The organism is Pantoea rodasii, assembly GCF_002095465.1.
GTDB classification, from domain to species: Bacteria; Pseudomonadota; Gammaproteobacteria; order Enterobacterales; family Enterobacteriaceae; genus Pantoea; species Pantoea rodasii.
The window spans coordinates 370,300-390,800 of the sequence record NZ_MLFP01000086.1; the positions used below are offsets into that span (position 1 = coordinate 370,300).

12 protein-coding genes and 3 pseudogenes are annotated in these 20,501 nt (G+C 54.2%); 12 read left to right on the forward strand and 3 right to left on the reverse strand.

The features are described 5' to 3' along the window. Window positions 1–125 precede the first annotated feature (125 nt). The 6 genes and pseudogenes from HA45_RS25115 (at window position 126) to HA45_RS25140 (ending at window position 6,289) form a co-directional block, all read left to right on the forward strand. Entirely contained in the window at window positions 126–1,112 is a 987-nt protein-coding gene (locus HA45_RS25115) for a D-cysteine desulfhydrase (RefSeq protein WP_100701355.1), read from the forward strand. A gap of 143 nt (window positions 1,113–1,255) precedes the next feature. Further along, window positions 1,256–2,056, forward strand: a complete 801-nt coding sequence (gene tcyJ, locus HA45_RS25120) for a cystine ABC transporter substrate-binding protein (protein WP_100700809.1) — start codon at window positions 1,256–1,258, stop codon at window positions 2,054–2,056. Then, a pseudogene (tcyL, locus tag HA45_RS25125) lies at window positions 2,056–2,723 on the forward strand (cystine ABC transporter permease). The gene tcyJ and the pseudogene tcyL overlap by 1 nt, the downstream one beginning before the upstream one ends. Continuing rightward, window positions 2,720–3,472 (forward strand): L-cystine ABC transporter ATP-binding protein TcyN, encoded by a 753-nt coding sequence (gene tcyN, locus HA45_RS25130; protein ID WP_100700807.1) that lies wholly within the window; start codon window positions 2,720–2,722, stop codon window positions 3,470–3,472. The pseudogene tcyL and the gene tcyN overlap by 4 nt, the downstream one beginning before the upstream one ends. Before the next feature lie 236 nt (window positions 3,473–3,708). Next, window positions 3,709–4,796 (forward strand): annotated as a pseudogene (locus HA45_RS25135) (acyltransferase family protein). A gap of 410 nt (window positions 4,797–5,206) precedes the next feature. Further along, window positions 5,207–6,289 (forward strand): acyltransferase family protein, encoded by a 1,083-nt coding sequence (locus HA45_RS25140; protein WP_100700805.1) that lies wholly within the window; start codon window positions 5,207–5,209, stop codon window positions 6,287–6,289. A 61-nt stretch (window positions 6,290–6,350) separates the two neighbouring features. On the opposite strand, the gene putA is transcribed toward HA45_RS25140, so the two are convergent. Then, window positions 6,351–10,295, reverse strand: coding sequence for a trifunctional transcriptional regulator/proline dehydrogenase/L-glutamate gamma-semialdehyde dehydrogenase (gene putA / locus HA45_RS25145; protein ID WP_100700804.1), 3,945 nt, complete (start codon window positions 10,293–10,295; stop codon window positions 6,351–6,353). Between the two features lie 441 nt (window positions 10,296–10,736). On the opposite strand from putA, the gene putP reads away from it, so the two are divergent. The 5 genes and pseudogenes from putP to phoH all read left to right on the forward strand — a co-directional run bounded on the left by putP (window position 10,737) and on the right by phoH (window position 17,466). Further along, window positions 10,737–12,221: a sodium/proline symporter PutP gene (gene putP, locus HA45_RS25150; RefSeq protein ID WP_100700803.1), complete on the forward strand. Its 1,485-nt coding sequence runs from the start codon at window positions 10,737–10,739 to the stop codon at window positions 12,219–12,221. 596 nt (window positions 12,222–12,817) lie between these two features. Continuing rightward, entirely contained in the window at window positions 12,818–13,651 is an 834-nt protein-coding gene (efeU, locus tag HA45_RS25155) for an iron uptake transporter permease EfeU (RefSeq protein WP_100700802.1), read from the forward strand. A 54-nt stretch (window positions 13,652–13,705) separates the two neighbouring features. Next, window positions 13,706–14,820: pseudogene (gene efeO, locus HA45_RS25160) on the forward strand (iron uptake system protein EfeO). A gap of 2 nt (window positions 14,821–14,822) precedes the next feature. Next, window positions 14,823–16,103, forward strand: coding sequence for an iron uptake transporter deferrochelatase/peroxidase subunit (gene efeB / locus HA45_RS25165; protein WP_100700800.1), 1,281 nt, complete (start codon window positions 14,823–14,825; stop codon window positions 16,101–16,103). Window positions 16,104–16,677: 574 nt separating this feature from the next. Then, window positions 16,678–17,466: a phosphate starvation-inducible protein PhoH gene (phoH, locus tag HA45_RS25175; protein WP_100700799.1), complete on the forward strand. Its 789-nt coding sequence runs from the start codon at window positions 16,678–16,680 to the stop codon at window positions 17,464–17,466. 69 nt (window positions 17,467–17,535) lie between these two features. On the opposite strand, the gene HA45_RS25180 is transcribed toward phoH, so the two are convergent. Together HA45_RS25180 and HA45_RS25185 are read right to left on the reverse strand one after the other, a co-directional pair. Further along, on the reverse strand, window positions 17,536–18,414 hold the full coding sequence (locus HA45_RS25180) for a pepsin/retropepsin-like aspartic protease family protein (RefSeq protein ID WP_100700798.1): 879 nt from the start codon (window positions 18,412–18,414) through the stop codon (window positions 17,536–17,538). Between the two features lie 96 nt (window positions 18,415–18,510). Then, window positions 18,511–19,512, reverse strand: a complete 1,002-nt coding sequence (locus tag HA45_RS25185) for a nitrilase family protein (RefSeq protein ID WP_100700797.1) — start codon at window positions 19,510–19,512, stop codon at window positions 18,511–18,513. 96 nt (window positions 19,513–19,608) lie between these two features. Here HA45_RS25185 and HA45_RS25190 point away from each other — a divergent pair, with 96 nt between their 5' ends. Then, the gene (locus HA45_RS25190; protein ID WP_100700796.1) at window positions 19,609–20,469 is read left to right on the forward strand and encodes a LysR family transcriptional regulator; all 861 of its coding nucleotides are present in this window, start codon (window positions 19,609–19,611) and stop codon (window positions 20,467–20,469) included. Window positions 20,470–20,501 lie beyond the last annotated feature (32 nt).

Consider the following 20,501-nt stretch of genomic DNA (forward strand, 5'->3'; position numbering starts at 1 on the left):
TCCTGCCCTTGTTGTTGCTGAGCATAGCGGCAACAAGGGCCGCACACGTTGAATTCCGGGTGCGACTTTTCTCATCTTCTGCAACACTGTATGGATAATTGCCTATTGCCCGAATGGAGGCTGCATTGTCCTTACATCTTCTGCACCAGTTCCCACGTCTTGAATTACTGGGTGCACCGACGCCGCTTGAGCATTTGCCACGGCTTTCTGACTATCTTGGTCGCGATATCTTTATCAAGCGCGATGACTTCACGCCTGTCGCGTTAGGCGGCAATAAACTGCGTAAACTCGAATTCCTTGCGGCCGATGCGCTGCGCGAAGGCGCGGATGTGCTGCTGACAGCGGGCGCAATCCAATCTAACCACGTGCGTCAAACTGCTGCAGTGGCGGCGCGCCTTGGCCTGAAGTGCGTGGCGCTGCTGGAAAATCCGATTGGCACCACCTCTGAAAATTACCTCACCAACGGCAACCGCCTGATGCTCGATCTATTGGACGTCGAAGTGGTGATGGTCGATGCGCTGCACAATCCCACTGAACAACTGGCCGAACAGGCGGAACAACTCGAAGCACAGGGATTCCGTCCTTATATTGTGCCGGTTGGCGGCTCCAACGCATTGGGTGCGCTCGGCTACGTGGAGTGCGCGCAAGAGATTGCCCATCAAAGCGAAGGCGTGGTGGATTTTGCTGCGGTGGTGGTGGCTTCAGGCAGCGCGGGTACCCATGCGGGCCTCGCGGTCGGGCTGGAACATCTGTTACCGGATACTGAGCTGGTTGGCGTCACCGTATCGCGTAAAGTCGCCGCGCAGCTGCCGGTGGTGGAGCGTATCCGCACGGCATTGGCCGAACAGCTGGAAGTGCAAACGCGCGCGCCGATCACCCTGTGGGACGATTATTTTGCGCCGCGTTACGGTGAACCCAACGATGAAGGCATGGCGGCGGTGAAATTGCTGGCGCGTCTGGAAGGCATCATGCTCGATCCGGTCTACACCGGCAAAGCGATGGCCGGATTGATCGATGGCATTGCGCAGAACCGTTTCCGTCGTGAAGGGCCACTGCTGTTTGTTCATACAGGTGGCGCGCCGGCGTTATTTGCTTATCATCCTTCGGTCTAAGGCTCGAACAAAAAAAGCTTATAATCCGGCAGCTGCCTTCATATCTCACACGAGTCATGGATGCAGCGCCAATAACGAAAAGGCAGCAAACCCCGGTTTCGCTGCCTCATAGCACACAACACATCACAATAAATGGGGTCAATATGACTTTCTCTCCAATTCGTCGCCAACTGGTGATGGGCATGATGGCGGTCGCACTGGTTGCGGGCGTTAGCGGAAAATCTTTTGCCGCAGACGATCTGCTGGCACAGGTCAAAAGCAAAGGCGAGCTGCGCGTCGGTCTGGAAGGCACTTACCCGCCGTTCAGCTTCCAGGATGAAAGCGGCAAGCTGACCGGTTTCGAAGTGGAGTTCGCGCAGGAGCTGGCGAAGCATCTTGGCGTGAAAGCCGATCTCAAGCCGACTAAATGGGATGGCATGCTGGCGGCGCTGGACTCGAAGCGTATCGATGTGGTGATCAACCAGGTGACGATTTCACCTGAGCGCAAGAAGAAGTATGACTTCTCCACGCCATACACCGTCTCTGGCGTGCAGGCGCTGACCATGAAGAAAAATGCCGGCAGCATCACCAAGCCAGACGATCTTTCCGGTAAGAAAGTCGGTGTGGGCCTGGGCTCAAACTACGAGCAGTGGCTGCGCGACAACGTTAAAGGCGTCGATATCCGCACCTATGATGATGACCCAACCAAATATCAGGATCTGCGTTCAGGTCGTCTTGATGCCATTCTGGTGGACCGCTTAGCGGCATTGGATCTGGTGAAGAAAACCGGCAACACCATGGCGGTGGCTGGCCCGGCATTCTCTCGTCTGGAATCGGGCGTGGCGCTGCGTAAAGGCAACGATGACCTGCTGAAAGCCATTGATGCAGCGATTGCTGATATGCAGAAAGATGGTTCGCTGAGCAAACTCTCTGAGAAATGGTTCGGCGCGGACGTCACTAAATAATGCAGGAAAGCCTACAACTGGTGCTGGATTCAGCACCATTTTACTGAAAGGCGCGCTGTTCACACTGGAGCTGAGTATCGGCGGGATGTTCTTCGGCCTGATCCTCGGTTTCGTGCTGGCGCTGATGCGCCTGTCGCACTTCTGGCCGGTTAACTGGCTGGCGCGCATCTATGTGTCGATATTCCGTGGTACGCCGCTGATCGCCCAACTGTTTATGATCTATTACGGTCTGCCGCAGTTTGGTATCGAGCTGGATCCGATCCCCTCCGCGATGATTGGTCTGTCATTGAATACTGCAGCTTACGCTTCGGAATCACTGCGCGGCGCAATCGCGGCTATTGAACGAGGGCAGTGGGAAGCGGCGGCCAGTATTGGTATGACACCATGGCAAACTTTACATCGTGTGATTCTGCCACAAGCGGCACGCACCGCCTTGCCGCCGTTGGGTAACAGCTTTATCAGCCTGGTGAAAGACACCTCGCTGGCAGCCACGATTCAGGTGCCTGAGCTGTTCCGTCAAGCGCAGCTCATCACCTCACGTACGCTGGAAGTGTTCACCATGTATCTGGCCGCGTCACTGATTTACTGGGTGATGGCGACCGTGCTGTCGGCGTTGCAAAACCGCCTGGAAGCGCATGTGAATCGACAGGATCGGGAGGCGAAATGAGTGCCATTGAAGTTCGTCAGCTGGTGAAACAGTTTCATGGTCAGACGGTGCTGCACGGCATCGATCTGGATGTGGCGCCCGGTGAAGTGGTGGCGATTATCGGGCCGAGCGGCTCGGGTAAAACCACGTTGCTGCGCAGTATCAATCTGCTGGAAGTGCCGGATAGCGGCCGCGTCACGGTGGGTGAGATCACCATTGATGCGGGCGTGGGTCTGCATAAGCAGAAGGATAAGGTACGGCGCTTGCGTCAGCAGGTCGGTTTTGTGTTCCAGAACTTCAATCTGTTCCCGCATCGCTCGGTGCTGGAGAACATTATTGAAGGGCCGGTGATCGTCAAAGGTGAACCGAAAGCGGAAGCGATCGCGCGTGCGCGCAGTCTGCTAGAGAAAGTGGGCTTGCACGGCAAAGAAGAGAGTTTTCCGCGTCGTCTTTCTGGTGGTCAGCAGCAGCGCGTGGCGATTGCCAGGGCGCTGGCGATGCGTCCGGAAGTGATTCTGTTTGATGAGCCAACGTCCGCATTGGATCCAGAGCTGGTGGGCGAGGTGCTAAACACCATTCGCGCGCTGGCGCAGGAGAAGCGCACCATGGTGATCGTCACCCATGAGATGAGCTTTGCGCGTGACGTCGCCGATCGCGCGATTTTCATGGATCAAGGACGTATTGTGGAGCAGGGCGCGGCCAAAGAACTGTTCAGCAATCCTCAGCAACCACGCACCCGGCAATTTCTCGACAAATTTCTTAATCAATAGCCTCAAGCGTCGTCGATCACTGACGACGCTTTCCTCCTTTCTCGCGATTTTCCGCACCTCAGTATCCTCTGAAAAGTTTAACGCTGCGCTTACTTAACTTGATGAATTTCATTACATTAAATTGTCATAAATTCTGATGGCAATAGGCGAGACGATTTTTAAGAGCCGCCCGATTGAGACATCTTTGTAAATATAAATAATTCTTTACAAATTCATGGCGCAATCAGGATAAAACAATGAGCAATGCCAGAAATGAAGTCCTCTGGATCAATACGCTAAAAGGGGCGTGTATCTTGTTGGTGGTACTTCATCACTCGATCATCACCACCTTCGCTCCGTCAATCCATCACCTCACCGCCGGGGTGGTGCCCGCACAGTGGTGGGTCACCTTTAACACTTACCTTTCACCGCTGCGTATGCCGGCTTTCTTCTTTGTTTCCGGTTTACTGGCCGCCAGCTCCATCGTGAAGAAAAGCTGGAAAGAGGTGTTCACCAAAAAGTTCAGCAATATCGTGTACCTCTATTTGCTGTGGGGCGTGATTCAGTGGCTGAGCATTCATTACATCTCGACGCACCTTGGCGAGCGTCTTTCCAGCACCAAAAATGCAGCTTATGCCGATACGCCGTTTGAGTTCGTCAAGCTGCTACTGACCTCGATGACCAGCCTGTGGTATCTCTACGCGCTGGCGGGCTTCTTTCTGTTCACCAAGCTGTTCCATCGCCAGAAGATTGCGCTGGTGGTGCTGGCGGTCATGGCGACCTACGCTGCGCAGTTTAGCCTGATCCCCGGTTGGGGACCGGCCAGCGTGGCGCAGAACTATCTGTACTTCCTGCTCGGGGTGTTCTTTAGCCAGTCGCTCATTGAGATCAGCCAGCTCAAACGTCAGCACTGGCTGCTGCTGGCAGGGATTGCGGTGATTGGGGTGGCGCATCATATCGGCGGCATCTACAAAATCCTTTCTACAGCCTGCTGACGATTGTGTTTGGCATTGTGCTATGTCGTTTTCTCAACGATCGCCTGAACATGGCCTGGCTTAACTGGATTGGCCGTAATACGCTGCAAATCTACGTGTTGCACCGCATCTTTATCGAGTTGTTGGGCCTGGGTGCGATTGCGATTGCGCTGCACTACGGTTGGTTTGGCAATGCCGCCTTCAGCTGGGCTTGGGCGCTGTTGATGCCAATCACTGGTGTGGCGGTGTGTGTGACGGTCTCACTGCTGGTGTGGACGCTGCTGAATCGCGGTCCAGGGCGGATGTTATTTATTTACCCGCGCTTACTGCGTAAATCCACGGCAGAAGCGAAACCAGCACCGTTGCAATAATCATTTCTGGGCCAGTTAACTGGCCCTAATTAATTACCGCTAGCACAACGCTAATATTCCCGCTTATCCATTTGCCACATTTAATAATAATCCGAAAGAGATTTGATTTAAGTTTGGTTTTTAGAGTGCGGATTGCTCTTAATTTCCTTGCATCAAACCCCGCTGTTATTTCCCGGCGAATGGCTTTTAGTCACTCTATTTAGGGAAGATATTCTTAGTCTGCTTAGCATTTGATTAATGTCTGGAACTGTAAAGTATTGTTATATCAGGGCCACAAAAAAACTTTTAGGACTTTCGCTAGAGTCATCCCGCTGCTGCTTGTTTAATAATCGTTGAATAACCAGAAATGCATTATTGATTATTTCCTCATACTTCTCCTTTAGACCTACACAGCCGCGGGAGTTAATCAGATGAATAACGCCAGGAAAGAAGATATTGCTTGGGTGAATACCCTTAAGGGGGCCTGCATATTGCTGGTGGTGTTGTATCACACCGTATTACCCGGATTTGAAGGAACGGTGAAATTATTGACGGCCGGTTGGATCCCGGCAGAAATATGGGTGCAGTTTAATACCGTTTTATCACCCCTGCGTATGCCAGCCTTCTTCTTTGTCTCTGGCCTGCTGGCAACCAATGGCATTTTAAATCGCCCCTGGAAGCAGGTGTTTACTAGTCGCATTACCAATCTGTTCTATCTGTATATTTTGTGGGGCTTTATTCAATGGTGGTCGATTGTGGGTATCTCCACAGAAATCACCGGCCAGCGTATTTCGCAAAACCTGAATGCCGCCTATGCGGGCTCGCTGTTTGAGTTCCTCAAGCTGACATTTATGGCGATGAGCACCTCGTGGTATCTGTATGGATTAGCGCTCTATTTCCTGTGCGCCAAGATCTTCCATAAACAGAAGGTGGCGTTGCTGGTGGTGGCGATTGCGCTTAACTATCTGGCGGTGGAGAAGATCATTCCCTACTGGGGACCGCAAAGTGTCGCGCAGTACTTCCTGTTCTTCTTGCTGGGCGCATTCTGGAGTCCGCTGATGTTGCGTATGAGCGAATGGCGTCGCGAGAATATCGTGCCATGGGCTCTGCTGGCTGCGGCAACCGGTATCCACGTCATCTTTGGTTTGGATAAGAGCCTGTTCCTGTGCATCATCGCCGTGCTGGCGAGCGTGGCAGCCTGCCGTTGGCTCAACGCGCACTTTAAAATGACCTACTTCAACTGGATTGGACGCAATACGCTGCAGATTTACGTGATCCACCGCATCTTCATTGAGTTCTTTGGCATGTCAGCGATTCTGTTCGCGCAGCGCCATCATCTGTTTGATTATGCCTGGTTCTCGATATTGTGGGCGTGTTTCTATCCGATTGCGATCGTGGGGATCTGCTCACTGTGTTCTGTGGCAGTGTGGTCGTTGACCAACCGAGGATTGGGGCAGTCGCTGTTTGTCTTCCCGACGTTGATTGGCTTGAAGCGCAATAAGTCTGCGGCTTAAAAAAAGGGTCGCCATCACTGGCGACCCTTCCTTACATCCTCAGATGCGCATCTGATTTGCTTTAACCAATGGTCATTAAGCTGGCGTTACCGCCCGCCGCTGCAGTATTCACGCTCAGAGAGCGCTCTATCAACAGACGTTCCAGCAGCAGATTGGTCTCACCCCGCGCAAAGCCCTGCACCGAGACAATCGCACCGTCACGCGCCGCAACCTGTTCACACAGGCCGCGCAGCTGATCGGCATCACCGTGGTAAATCACCGCATCAAACTCAGCCGCCAGCACATCTTTCACCAGCACGACCTGTTTTTGCACTGCGGCAGGCAGCGATTTACGCAGTTCGCGATGCAGCTCATCATCCTGCCATAGCGCCTGACTGCCCACGCTGGTGACGGCTGCCAACTGCGTCAATGCATCCTGTTGGTTATCGGCAATGCACAGCACGTGATCGCGCGGCAACAGCGTGAAGGTGTTGCGTTCCCCGGTTGGGCCCGGCAGCAGACGCACGGTGCCGGCCTGCGCCAGTTCATCGTAACGCTGACACAGTGCCAGCAACTCAGGCTTATCCTGCGCCCAACTCTGCAATGCCTGATGGCCGCTCATCAGCTCTGCGCGCACCGACATATCAACCGGACGTTCAGCATCCTGACGGTCGAAGGTCTTACGCAGTGCGCCATCCGGACGGTTTGCCAGCAGACGATACAGATACAGCGGGCCACCCGCTTTGGGACCGGTGCCGGACAAGCCTTCACCGCCAAACGGCTGCACGCCCACTACCGCACCGACCATATTACGGTTCACATACAGGTTGCCGACTTTCGCGCCAGCCGTGACCTGCGCAATGGTTTCATCGATGCGGGTATGCACGCCGAGCGTCAGACCGTAACCGGATGCGTTAATTTGATCGACTAACTGCGGCAGCTGAGTCCGCGCAAAGCGCACCACGTGCAGTACTGGACCAAACACTTCTTTATCCAGATCGCTAACCTGACCCAATTCGATCAGCGTGGGTTTGATGAAGGTGCCGCTTTTCCACTCTTTACTGTCTTGTGGATTGTCCTGCGCCGCCTGATAGACGGTGAAGCCCTTGTTGCGCATCGCCAGAATATGACGCTCGATGTTGTCTTTGGCTTCGCTGTCGATCACCGGACCAATATCGGTCGACAGGCGCTCAGGATTCCCCATGCGGCACTCTGCCATCGCGCCACGCAGCATTTTCAGCGTGTGCTCTGCTACATCGTCCTGGATGCACAACAGGCGCAGCGCCGAGCAGCGTTGTCCGGCACTGTCAAATGCCGAGGCGACGATATCGATCACCACCTGTTCTGTCAGCGCTGATGAATCCACGATCATCGCGTTCATGCCGCCGGTTTCGGCGATCAGCGGCGTTGGACGACCTTGCGGATCGAGACGACCGGCCAGATTACGTTGCAGCAGCGTGGCAACGGCGGTTGAGCCGGTGAACATCACTCCGCGCACGCGCTCGTCACCGGTTAGCTGTGCGCCAACGGTTTCACCCTGACCTGGCAGCAGTTGCAACACGCCTGACGGCACGCCGGCATCCAGCATGATTTGTACCGCCTGCGCGGCAATCAGCGGCGTCTGCTCAGCCGGTTTCGCCAGCACGCTGTTACCCGCAGCCAGTGCCGCAGCAATTTGACCCGCGAAGATTGCCAGCGGGAAGTTCCATGGACTGATACACACCACCGGTCCGAGCGGACGATGGGTTTCGTTATCGAAATCATCACGCACCATACCGGCATAGTAGTAGAGGAAATCGACCGCTTCGCGCACTTCGGCAATGGCGTTGTTGTAGGTTTTGCCCGCTTCACGCACCAGCAAGCCAATCAGCTGCTGCATTTGGCCTTCCATCGCTTCCGCCGCGCGCTCCAGAATGGCGGCACGCTCCTGCGGTGGCGTAGCAAACCAGATTGGCCCGGCATTCACTGCCGCATCCAATGCGTCAGACACTTCAGCTTCGCTGGCATCGCGCACGCTGCCCACCACATCGGCGGGTGCGGAAGGGTTGAGTACCGGACGGCTGACGCCTTCACCCAGCTCACCTTCAATCAATGGCTGCGCGATCCACGGCTGGCTGGCGCTGCTCAGCAGGGCGCTGGAGAGTGAGGCCAGACGATGCTCGTTCGCCAAATCAAGACCCGCAGAGTTGGCGCGCTTCTCGCCATACAGGTCACGCGGCAGTGGGATCTTCGGATGCGGTAAACCGACCGCGCCCTCGCTCAGCGCCATCTTCTCGACGGCAGAAACCGGATCGGCAACCAGCTCATCCAGCGGCAGGGTGTTATCTGCGATGCGATTGACGAAGGAGGTGTTGGCACCGTTTTCAAGTAAACGACGCACCAGATACGCCAGCAGGGTTTCATGCGTGCCCACCGGCGCATAAATACGGCACGGACGGTTCAGTTTGCCATCGGCCACTTTGCCAACCACCTGCTCATACAGCGGTTCGCCCATGCCGTGCAGACACTGGAACTCGTACTGACCAGGATAGTAGTTATTGCCCGCCAGCTGATAAATCGCGGCCAGCGTGTGGGCATTATGGGTCGCAAACTGCGGATAAATCAGGTTCGGCACCGCCAGCAGTTTGCGCGCGCAGGCCAGATAGGAGATATCGGTGTACACCTTGCGGGTGTAAACCGGATAGCCTTCCAGGCCTTCAACTTGCGCACGTTTGATTTCGCTGTCCCAGTACGCGCCTTTAACCAGACGAATCATCAGGCGACGACGGCTGCGCTGCGCCAAATCCACCAGTGAATCGATGACAAACGGGCAGCGTTTCATGTAGGCCTGAATCACGAAACCAATGCCGTTCCAGCCTTCCAGTTCTGGCTCGAAGCACAGTTTTTCCAGCAGGTCGAGCGACAGCTCCAGACGGTCCGCTTCTTCGGCATCAATATTAATGCCGATGTCATAAGAGCGGGCCAGCAACGTCAGCGATTTAAGGATGGGATACAGCTCTTCCATCACGCGATCGTATTGCGCACGGCTGTAACGCGGATGCAGCGCCGACAGCTTGATGGAAATGCCCGGACCTTCATAGATGCCGCGACCGTTGGAGGCTTTACCAATCGCGTGGATTGCCTGCTGATAAGACAGCAAATAAGCTTTGGCATCGCTGGCGGTTAGCGCGGCTTCACCCAGCATATCGTAAGAGTAGCGGAAGCCTTTCTCTTCCAGCTTGCGCGCGTTGGCCAGCGCTTCAGCAATGGTTTCACCGGTAACAAACTGTTCGCCCATCAGGCGCATCGCCATATCCACGCCTTTGCGGATCAGTGGCTCGCCACTCTTGCCGATGATGCGGTTGAGTGAACGCGACAGATTAGCTTCGTTATGGGTGGACACCAGACGCCCGGTAAACAGCAGGCCCCAGGTCGCGGCGTTGACGAACATCGACGGGCTGCGGCCCAGATGCGACTGCCAGTTGCCGTTACTGATTTTGTCACGGATTAGCGCATCACGCGTTGGCTTGTCGGGAATACGCAACAGCGCTTCCGCCAGACACATCAACGCCACGCCTTCCTGAGAGGAGAGGGAGAACTCCTGCAGCAGACTTTGCACCATGCCAGCGCGTCCGGTTGCACCTTTTTGGTGCCGCAGCTTATCCGCCAGGCTATAAGCGAGCTGATGCGTTTTCTCAGCCAGCGGGGCAGGGAGACGCGCCTGCTCCAGCAGCATCGGGACTGCATCGGTTTCCGGGCGGCGCCACGCGGCGGTGATCGCCGAACGGGTCACCGACTGCGGCAAAATATGCTCGGCGAAGTCGAGGAAAGGCTGGAACGCCTCGTCTGGCGTGCCGTCTTCACTGGCTGCATCGGCAAGCTGCAAAGGAATTTCTGGCAATGACTCACCGGCTTCCAGTTGCGAAAGATAGTTAAAAATCGCCTGTTTAATCAGCCAGTGTGGCGTGCGGTCAATTTTACCTGCCGCCAGTTTAATGCGATCGCGGGTGGCTTCATCCAGCTTCACCCCCATGGTGGTGGTTCCCATGATTTCCTCGTCCTCAAAATATGAATCGACATCAGCGTGGGCTGCACTATCACTCATGTTGCAACTTTGTGCAACCGTGTTAAATGTGACCTCAGTTGCACCTTGTTAACCGCTTTAAAGACTGCTTTGTAAAAGCGGCACAAAACTTGCTGCAAGAAGCTCGCCAAAGTTGCAACTCCGGTCAACGAGAGCACTCTCATGTTGAATAAGGTGCAACTTAAAGTGTGAGCATGTGCAACCTATTGACATTAAAACAGCGAAGTCAGGTGAAACCATTGTGACAGCTGTGTTAAATGCATTGTGCGCGCCGCCCCTTTGCGGCAGGATACCGCGCCTTAAGAGAAATCGCTTTCTCTGGATGCGGTAAAGCCCTGATGCCATCACGTTCCGATGGCTCAGGAGAGATTTCTCTTAACGGATTAAATAATAAGTGGAGAGAGTATGAGTGTAAGCACACCGATGTTGGTGACCTTTGTAATTTATATCCTGGGAATGGTGCTCATTGGTTTTATCGCCTACCGTTCAACCAAAAACTTCGACGACTACATACTGGGCGGACGCAGCTTAGGCAGCGTGGTAACCGCGCTGTCAGCGGGCGCATCCGATATGAGTGGCTGGCTGCTGATGGGCTTGCCCGGCGCCATCTTCCTTTCCGGCATTTCTGAAAGCTGGATTGCCATCGGCCTGACCATTGGTGCTTGGCTGAACTGGAAAATTGTCGCGGGTCGTCTGCGCGTGCAGACGGAACATCACGATAATGCCTTAACCCTGCCGGATTTCTTCTCCAGCCGTTTCGAAGATAAAAGCAAGCTGCTGCGTGTCATCTCCGCCGTGGTAATCCTGATCTTCTTCACCATCTATTGCGCATCTGGCGTGGTGGCCGGCGCACGTCTGTTTGAAAGCACCTTCGGGATGGATTATCAGACCGCACTGTGGGCCGGTGCTGCTGCCACTATTCTCTATACGCTGGTGGGCGGTTTCCTCGCCGTAAGCTGGACCGATACCGTACAAGCCAGCCTGATGATCTTCGCGCTGATTCTGACGCCGGTATTTGTGATTATCGCGGTAGGCGGTCTGGATGATTCTCTGGCGGTGATTGAAGCCAAAAGCCTCGAAAACCTCGATATGCTGAAAGGACTGAACTTTGTCGCGGTAATCTCGCTGCTCGGTTGGGGTCTGGGATACTTTGGGCAACCGCATATCCTGGCGCGCTTCATGGCAGCCGATTCACACCGTTCGATCCGTGCGGCACGCCGTATCGGCATGACCTGGATGATCCTGTGCCTGGCCGGCGCCGTGGCGGTCGGCTTCTTCGGTATCGCCTACTTCCAGAACCATCCTGAACAAGCGGCAGGCGTGAGCCAAAACGGCGAGCGCGTATTCATTGAACTGGCGCGTATCCTGTTTAACCCATGGATTGCCGGCATCTTGCTGTCAGCGATTCTGGCGGCGGTCATGTCCACCCTGAGCTGCCAGCTACTGGTGTGCTCAAGTGCCCTGACAGAAGATCTCTATAAAGGCTTCCTGCGTAAAAATGCTAGCCAGAAAGAGCTGGTGTGGGTAGGGCGTTTAATGGTGCTGTTGATTGCGTTGATTGCTATCGCGCTGGCGTCTAACCCGGAAAACCGCGTGCTCGGCTTGGTGAGCTATGCATGGGCTGGCTTTGGTGCAGCCTTTGGTCCAGTGGTGCTGTTCGGTGTGTGCTGGAAGCGCATGACACGCAACGGCGCGCTGGCCGGTATGGTGATTGGTGCCATGACGGTGCTGCTGTGGAAACAGTACGGTTACACCGAACTGTATGAAATCATTCCTGGCTTCATCTTCTCCAGCATCGCAATTGTGGTGTTTAGCCTGACGGGTAAAGGCCCATCAGAAGAAGCGCAAGCGCGTTTCGAAGCTGCAGAAGCAGAATTCAACACCAAGTAATTTGTCTCTGATACATCAAGCCCGCCCGCAAACGGCGGGCTTTTTTATTAGGTTTTATGCACGATTGCCAATAGATGTTCAAAGCAATGAGATAGTTAAGGGCCCAGTAAAGGCCATCCCGAATATCACAGCGTCAGAAATGGTGTCCGCAACGGGGTATAATTTTAAGTTCAATCGACCATGCTTCAACGAAGTTCGCCAAAGCAATGACACAGCTAAACGTCCAATAAAGGCCATGCCGAAGAGCGAAGCGTCCGCGCCATGGACGGCGCGGCCGATTTGCAGGGATGCGTGATTTCTTCGCGATCGGGATGGCCTTTAGTGGGCAGAGCACCGAACGTGCAGCGGAAACCCGGCACTGAACCTGCAGCGATATCCCCGCACTGAGCTTGCAGCGACACACCAGCACTGAACATTTATCTGATCGCTGAAATCCCCATCACCCACTTTCACAGAATCTGTCTCCCACGCCGCAAATGAGAAATAATTTCATTCAGTGACTTGAATTTTGCCTCACGATAATGATAATCGATATCGTTCGCACTTTACGTTTTTTTACCTAAGGTTTACCCTCCTTAACATTCAAGAGGTTGGTGATGTTCGTACCGTTTCTCATTATGCTGCGTGAAGGTCTTGAAGCAGCACTCATCGTCAGCCTGATTGCCAGCTACCTGAAACGCACCCAGCGCACGCAGTGGTTCCCTGCGATGTGGATTGGTGTATTCATAGCCGCTGCGCTCTGCCTGGCGCTGGGCATCTTCATCAACGAAACCACCGGCGAATTCCCGCAAAAACAGCAAGAACTGTTTGAAGGCATCGTGGCGGTAGTGGCCGTGGTCATCCTCACCTCAATGGTATTCTGGATGCGCAAAGTCTCGCGCAACATCAAAGCCACACTGGAACGCTCAGTCGATCAGGCATTGCAGAAGCAGGGCGGCAGCGGCTTCCCGCTGGTGCTGATGGTGTTTCTGGCGGTGGCGCGTGAAGGGCTGGAATCGGTGTTCTTCCTGCTGGCTGCCTTCACCCAGGATGTCGGCTATGGCCCACCCATTGGTGCGGTGCTCGGCTTACTGACGGCGATCGTGCTTGGCATGCTGCTCTATTACGGTGGCATCCGCCTCAACCTGGCGCACTTCTTCCGCTGGACCAGCTTGTTCATTCTCTTCGTTGCCGCAGGCCTCGCGGCCGGTGCTATCCGTGCTTTCCATGAAGCCGGATTGTGGAATCACTTCCAGGACGTCGCGTTCGATCTCAGCAACACGCTCTCCACCCATTCGGTGTTTGGCACCTTGCTGGAAGGCATTCTGGGCTATCAGGAATCTCCAAGCGTTAGTGAAGTGGCGGTTTGGCTGATCTACCTGATCCCGGCACTGCTGCTGTTCTTCTTGCCGGCACGCCCCACGGCCAGTGCCGCACGCTCCACACGCTGAAATTAAATCAGGCGCGATTGCGCGCCTGTTCTTCCATGTAACAGGGATATCACTATGACGATTCGCTTCCGCCGCAAGGCGCTGTTGGTTTCAATGCTGGCCCTCTCCGGTGCCGCTTCTGCTGCATCCATCCCTCAGGTAACGGTTACCGTCACCGACAAGCAGTGCGAACCGATGTCACTCAATGTGCAGGCGGGAAAAACCCAGTTCATCATCAAAAACAACAGCCAGAAAGCGCTGGAGTGGGAAATCCTGAAAGGGGTGATGGTGGTGGAAGAGCGTGAAAACATCGCGCCGGGCTTCACGCAGAAACTCACCGCGAACCTCGAAGCGGGCGAATATGACATGACCTGCGGCCTGCTGACCAATCCAAAAGGCAAACTGGTGGTAACCGGTGAATCGAAAGCCGCGAAAGGCAAAGTTGACTTGCTGCAGCTGGCTGGCCCGATCACCGACTACAAAGCCTATGTGATGAGCGAAGTCAAAGAGCTGGTCGCGGGTACCCAAGCCTTCACTGATGCGGTGAAAGCGGGCGATATCGAAAAAGCCAAAGCACTGTTCGCGCCAACGCGTGCACACTACGAGCGTATCGAACCGATTGCTGAACTGTTCTCCGATCTGGATGGCAGCATCGATGCCCGTGAAGATGACTTCGAGAAGAAAGCTGAAGATCCGAAATTCACCGGCTTCCACCGTATTGAGAAAATCCTGTGGGCGGATAAAACCACCAAAGGCGCGGAAGAGTTTGCTACCAAGCTGAACCAGGATGTGCTGGATCTGCAAACCCGCATCAGCGAGCTGGCGTTCCCACCGGCGAAAGTGGTTGGCGGCGCGGCGGGTCTGATTGAAGAAGTGGCCTCGAGCAAAATCTCGGGCGAAGAAGACCGTTACAGCCGTACCGATCTGTCTGACTTCCAGGCAAACATCGATGGCGCGCAGAAAATCGTTGATTTGCTGCGTCCTCAGCTGCAAAAAGCCAATCCACAGCTGCTGGCGAAAGTGGATGCCAACTTCAAAAAGTGGACGGCATCCTCAGCAAATACCGCACTAAAGATGGTTTTGAATCTTACGAGAAGCTGACCACCGCTGACCGTAATGCGCTGAAAGGACCGATCACCACACTGGCGGAAGATCTCTCCCTGCTGCGCGGAACCTTAGGTCTCGACTAATCATGAGCCATAAAAATGACGCGGCGCAGCCGTCGCGTCGTCGTTTATTGCAGGGATTAGGCATGTTGGGCGGCGCGGCCGCCCTTAGCGGTGGCTGCCCGTTTCACACGGCAGCCGCGGCTGACAGCTTCTCTCCCGGCACGGTTGCACCCGATGCGCGCCAACAGGCGCAACCCTTCTACGGCTCGCATCAGGCCGGTATCATCACCCCGCAACAAGCCTCAATGATGCTGGTGGCTTTTGATGTGTTAGCCAGCGATAAAAGCGATCTCGAGCGCTTGTTCCGTTTACTGACTCAACGCTTCGCCTTTTTGACCAAAGGCGGTGCCGCGCCGACGGTGCCTAATCCGCAATTGCCACCGATGGATTCTGGCATTCTGGGCGCGGATATCGCACCGGATAATCTCACCATGACGCTGTCAGTCGGCACCTCGCTGTTTGATGAGCGCTATGGATTAAGCGCACATAAACCGTCACAGCTGCAAAGCATGACGCGCTTCCCGAATGATTCACTGGACGCTGAGCAGTGTCATGGCGATCTGTTGCTGCAAATTTGTGCCAACACCCAGGACACGGTGATCCACGCGCTGCGGGACATCATAAAGTACACGCCTGACCTGCTGGCCGTACGCTGGCGCCGCGATGGCTTTATTGCCGACCACGCCGCACGCAGTAAAGGACAGGAAACGCCGATCAATCTCCTGGGCTTTAAAGACGGCACCGCCAATCCTGATACCCATAATGCTGCGCTGATGGATCAGCTGCTGTGGGTTACTGCAAATCAGCGAGAACCCGCGTGGACGCAGGGCGGCAGTTATCAGGCGGTGCGCATCATTCGTTTCCACGTGGAAATGTGGGATCGCACCCCGCTGGGTGAGCAGCAAACCATTTTTGGTCGCGAAAAGCTTTCCGGTGCGCCGTTGGGCATGAAAGAAGAACACGACGTACCGGATTACGCGAAAGATCCGGATGGTGATGTCATCGCGCTGGATGCGCACATTCGCCTTGCCAACCCCCGTACGGCAGAAACCGACAGCAGCTTGATGCTGCGCCGGGGTTATAGCTACTCTTCGGGTATTACCGGGGCCGGGCAGTTGGACATGGGATTATTGTTCGTCTGTTATCAGCATGATTTAGCCAAAGGTTTTATCACGGTGCAGAAACGTCTGAATGGCGAAGCGCTGGAAGAATATATTCGCCCAATAGGCGGCGGTTACTTTTTCGTTTTGCCGGGCGTTCCCAACGAAAAACATTACCTTGGCCAGCCTTTACTGCAGGCCTGATTAATAAATGTACAGCGCCTGCACCTCCTCTGGGGTGCGCAGGCGTTTTTTTGGTCAGCAGTAAACTTTCCTCCGGCTGCAGCCGTATCCGAATGTTCTGAAAAACTTCGGCACTGGGCAAATAATCCATCTTATTGAAAAGTATTGTTAATTTAATTTAAGACTAAAATTCTCATGCTTCGCTTAACACTTTTTCTTTGGCGCGAAGTAAAAATACTGTTGCAAAGCACGGTTAATTTGATGCACTTTACTCATAAGCGTTGTCAGTTGTGTGGCTAAGTCCACTGGAGTTCGCGCATGACCCGGTCCTTCTACGGACAGTTAAATACACTTCAGCTAGCGCAGCACTCTGCGGGGGATTCTTTCCCTCTAAAGTATCCTCGTCACTTTTCAATTTTCGTTTCTGAACTATCGCCAATTCTTTACCGGTGCGCTACAGCGCTTCGTCGTTGTTGCACACCATTCTCAATGGCCAGACCCGGCTTACAAGGAAGCCAAACAAACCTCTAAAGCGTTCAAGTCATCGCCGCGGGTGATCCGCCGCGATAAATGAAACCAACTGTAAGGTGCCACTATGGGAAGACAGAAAGCAGTGATCAAAGCGCGTCGTGAAGCCAGAAGAGTCGTACGTAGTGATTCTCGCAGTCATCGTCAGCGCGAAGAAGAATCGGTCACTTCGCTGGTGCAGATGGGTGGGTTGGATTCAATTGGCATGGCGCGTGATTCACGCGATCGCGGTCCGATTGAAGCCAGAAATGAAGCTCAAGCGCACTATCTTAATGCCATAGAAACGAAACAGCTGATATTCGCCACCGGTGAAGCCGGTTGCGGTAAAACCTGGATTAGCGCAGCCAAAGCGGCTGAGGCCCTGATCAATAAGGATATCGAAAGGATCATTGTGACGCGCCCGGTTCTGCAGGCGGATGAAGACCTCGGTTTCCTCCCCGGAGATATTTCCGAGAAATTCGCCCCGTATTTCCGACCGGTATACGACGTTCTGGTTAAACGTCTCGGCGCTTCCTTTATGCAGTACTGCCTGCGGCCTGAAATTGCCAAGGTAGAGATTGCGCCCTTCGCATATATGCGCGGACGTACTTTTGAAAATGCGGTAGTGATCCTTGATGAGGCACAAAACGTCACTGCAGCACAGATGAAGATGTTCCTGACTCGCTTAGGCGAAAACGTGACGGTTATCGTCAACGGCGACATTACCCAGTGTGACTTGCCGTCCCATGCCAAATCAGGTCTTGCCGATGCGCTGGCGCGCTTCGAAGAGGACGAAATGATCGGCGTTGTGCGTTTCGGCAAAGAAGACTGCGTCCGCTCGGCCCTGTGCCAGCGCACGCTGCATGCTTACGGTTAACCCATTGAGAAGTAGATTGAGAGTGTAGCGAAGCAAAACCCGGCGCAAGCCGGGTTTTTTTATTGCCGCTTAGCCAGGTTCAATGGCGCGCATCAATAACTGCTGGTTAGGAAAATCAATCAGGACGCGATGATGTTGTAAGAAGTTGGTGCCTAATATTCCATCCGCCGTCATTTGTTCGACTTCATTATTTAACAGAACAACATCGATATTCACTTTTCCGCGCGTGGCATGCTTTAATGTTATATTTGTGGCCTGGCAATCTTCATCATCCAGTTCAGCCATCATCTCTCTACAGGGAAACACATTATCTATTCTCTTAAGATTTTCATTCCATATCATTGAGAGTGTAGCACCGGTATCCAGCAGCATATTATAGGTTTCGTTGTGCTTTACTGCCTCGATAATGATGCCTTCCTCGGTTAACTTTAAAGGTAGCGTTAGCCATTGATGGCGATCGATATGTAAATCGTCCAGCCGATTGGCCACGGTAAAAAGGCTTTGCTGATAATCAATCATCAGTGCCTTCTGCCTGAACAGCCCCAAACCGATGACCATGCTTTCCGGGCGCTTACCGCCCGGTTGCAGCGCCAATCCCCATGAACTCAGGGAAACACCCTCAACATGTTCAAAGCTCATACCATTCACCGAGACATGGTGAAACTTGAAGTGATCATTCAGCAATACCTCGCCGGTAAGATCGGTGGTGCGCACTTTCTCCTTGAGGCGAATTAACCACGGGACTTGCCGTATAAACTGTTGGTCAAAATGGAAAGCGAATGACGAACCGGTATCCAGCATAAATTGGCCTTGCTGGCCGTTAATACTCAGGGTGGCGATAGGAACTGCACTTTCATCCAACGTGAAAGGGATTGCTATTACTGCTTCGGCTAAAGAAACGGTGCTTAGCGTGCAGAACAGAATCCCGGAGTAGAGTAATCCTTTCATTTATAATTTATCCTTTTTTAAATTTATTATTAATTCTCCGGCAGGGCTTAAAAACGCGAGGCAGAATGACATCGGATGCAGCGTTATTTTTTATCTTTAAATGTCTTTGTCGTTATCGTGTGAGCCAAAGCAGGGTATTTCTTCTGAAAACCTCGCCGTGCGCGCATCGCGTTCATAACCCTGCGGTTCACACAGCAGGTGATAAAGTTCAGGCCGTCGGCCATGGATCCAGCGTCGACCCGTAGACATGGCCAGCAAGGCCAGATCCAAATCCGCGCTCACTAACGCATCCTGATAAGAGCCCGTTTCATTGATGATGCGTCCATAAGGATCGATCACCATCGCGTTACCGGTGCGGATCTCACCGTTATCCAGCCCGACACCATTACTGAACAGAATAAACAGCCCGTTATCATGAGCACGCGAGGGCAGCCAGCGCATCAGCCACGCTCGGCCGCTGTCACTCGCCAGTGCTATCTCCAGCGCTGCTGGATCATCGTGTCGATTCTCCCACAGGCTCACCGGAATCGGTTTCATGCCAAACGGGCTGCGAGAATGAGTGCCGCCGGTTTGATGGGGAGCGATCAGAATATCCGCCCCCAATAGTGCGGTTACGCGCACGTTGTCAGTCAGGTTGTTGTCCCAGCAAATTAAAATGCCAACACGCACGCCCCATGGCGTATCAAACATGGTGAAGGCATTCCCCTGGGCAATGGCCGGGTGCTCAAAGGCGTGGATTTTGCGATGCACATGGCGCTGTCCATCTGGCATGCACACCGCATAGGCATTGTAGAGTTGTCCGTTGTCATGCTTTTCGATGTAGCCGGCACCAATCGCCATCTGATACTGCTCCGCCAGCGCGGCGATGCGCGCCAGAGAAGGGCTGTCATCGGTGCGTTCAGCCAGTGCTTCGATCTCTGCAATCGGAAGTTCCGGTACGTGCCAGTAACCGGTGATGCACATTTCAGGGAAGGCCAATATCTTGATTTCTTCCTGTGCGGCCTGCGCGATAAAGCGCTCCATAACAGAAAGATTGTATGCTTTGTCGCTGGCGCGATGGCAAAACTGCACGGTGGCAACGCGAAGGCTGTGGTCCATTTTGGTTTTCTCGATGGGGGAGGTTGGACACTATTTCAGCAGAGAGCCATCAGCCGTGTATAATCACGATTTCTCCCACTTTGATAACGAAATGGAATGGATATTAAACTGTTACGCGCTTTCGTTACGCTGGCAAACCAGGGGACCTATCACGCAGCGGCCAAAACGCTTTACATCACTCAACCTGCACTGAGTAAGCAAATTCAGACGCTGGAGTACCTCGCGGGAGTGACACTGTTTCAGCGCGGACGACATGGCGCACGCCTCACTGTGGCAGGTGAACAACTGCTGCCGGGCGCCCGCGAGTTAGTGGATCGCTATGTGCAGTTTTGCGCGGACGTTGCCGCACGGCAAAAGGGCGATACCGGCAGGCTTACTCTGGGATTTGGCATCTCTTCATTCCGCCTGGCGCCCGAGCGAGTCGCAGCTTTTCGTGCGCGGTATCCCGGCGTGCAGGTTTCACTGAATGATATGCCGTCAGCCGTGCAGGTTCAGCAACTCAGTGAAGGGCGGCTTCAGGTCGGTTTTGTACGCTTACCGGTGCCTGAGCCATTGCACAGCAGGGTGTTGGAAGAAGAGCAGTTGGTGTTGGCGGTGAGTGATAGATGTTCAGCACCAGCAGAGGCAACGGCACGAATAGAAGCCAATCAGCTGCTTCAGCTCTCTCCCGATCGGGGAGCCGGACTGATGACTCAGGCGCAGCAGTTTCTCATCGCTAAAGGCCTTAAACCCCGCACCGTTGCTGCCGCTGATGACATCCAGACGTTACTGGCGCTGGTGGCTGCGGGCGAAGGTGTCGCACTGCTGCCCGCGAGCGTGGTGCATATTCTGCCAGCCGGAGTCAGGTTAATGCCGCTGGAGGGCGAACACACACGCTGGCAAACTGGCGTGGCCTGGAACGCACAGATCAAAGACCCGCTGAGGGACAATTTCTTGGGTATCGTGCAGGGGATGTAGCGCAGACAAAAAAAGCCTGAACTTTCGTTCAG

What these genes read in the sequence shown, in the direction of transcription:
- putP (WP_100700803.1), top strand. Translation starts at nt 10,737, where the DNA reads ATGAGTGTAAGCACACCGATGTTGGTGACCTTTGTAATTTATATCCTG.
- phoH (WP_100700799.1), top strand. Translation starts at nt 16,678, where the DNA reads ATGGGAAGACAGAAAGCAGTGATCAAAGCGCGTCGTGAAGCCAGAAGA.
- efeU (WP_100700802.1), top strand. Translation starts at nt 12,818, where the DNA reads ATGTTCGTACCGTTTCTCATTATGCTGCGTGAAGGTCTTGAAGCAGCA.
- HA45_RS25180 (WP_100700798.1), bottom strand. Translation starts at nt 18,414, where the DNA reads ATGAAAGGATTACTCTACTCCGGGATTCTGTTCTGCACGCTAAGCACC.
- putA (WP_100700804.1), bottom strand. Translation starts at nt 10,295, where the DNA reads ATGGGAACCACCACCATGGGGGTGAAGCTGGATGAAGCCACCCGCGAT.
- tcyN (WP_100700807.1), top strand. Translation starts at nt 2,720, where the DNA reads ATGAGTGCCATTGAAGTTCGTCAGCTGGTGAAACAGTTTCATGGTCAG.
- efeB (WP_100700800.1), top strand. Translation starts at nt 14,823, where the DNA reads ATGAGCCATAAAAATGACGCGGCGCAGCCGTCGCGTCGTCGTTTATTG.
- HA45_RS25190 (WP_100700796.1), top strand. Translation starts at nt 19,609, where the DNA reads ATGGATATTAAACTGTTACGCGCTTTCGTTACGCTGGCAAACCAGGGG.
- HA45_RS25185 (WP_100700797.1), bottom strand. Translation starts at nt 19,512, where the DNA reads ATGGACCACAGCCTTCGCGTTGCCACCGTGCAGTTTTGCCATCGCGCC.
- tcyJ (WP_100700809.1), top strand. Translation starts at nt 1,256, where the DNA reads ATGACTTTCTCTCCAATTCGTCGCCAACTGGTGATGGGCATGATGGCG.
- HA45_RS25140 (WP_100700805.1), top strand. Translation starts at nt 5,207, where the DNA reads ATGAATAACGCCAGGAAAGAAGATATTGCTTGGGTGAATACCCTTAAG.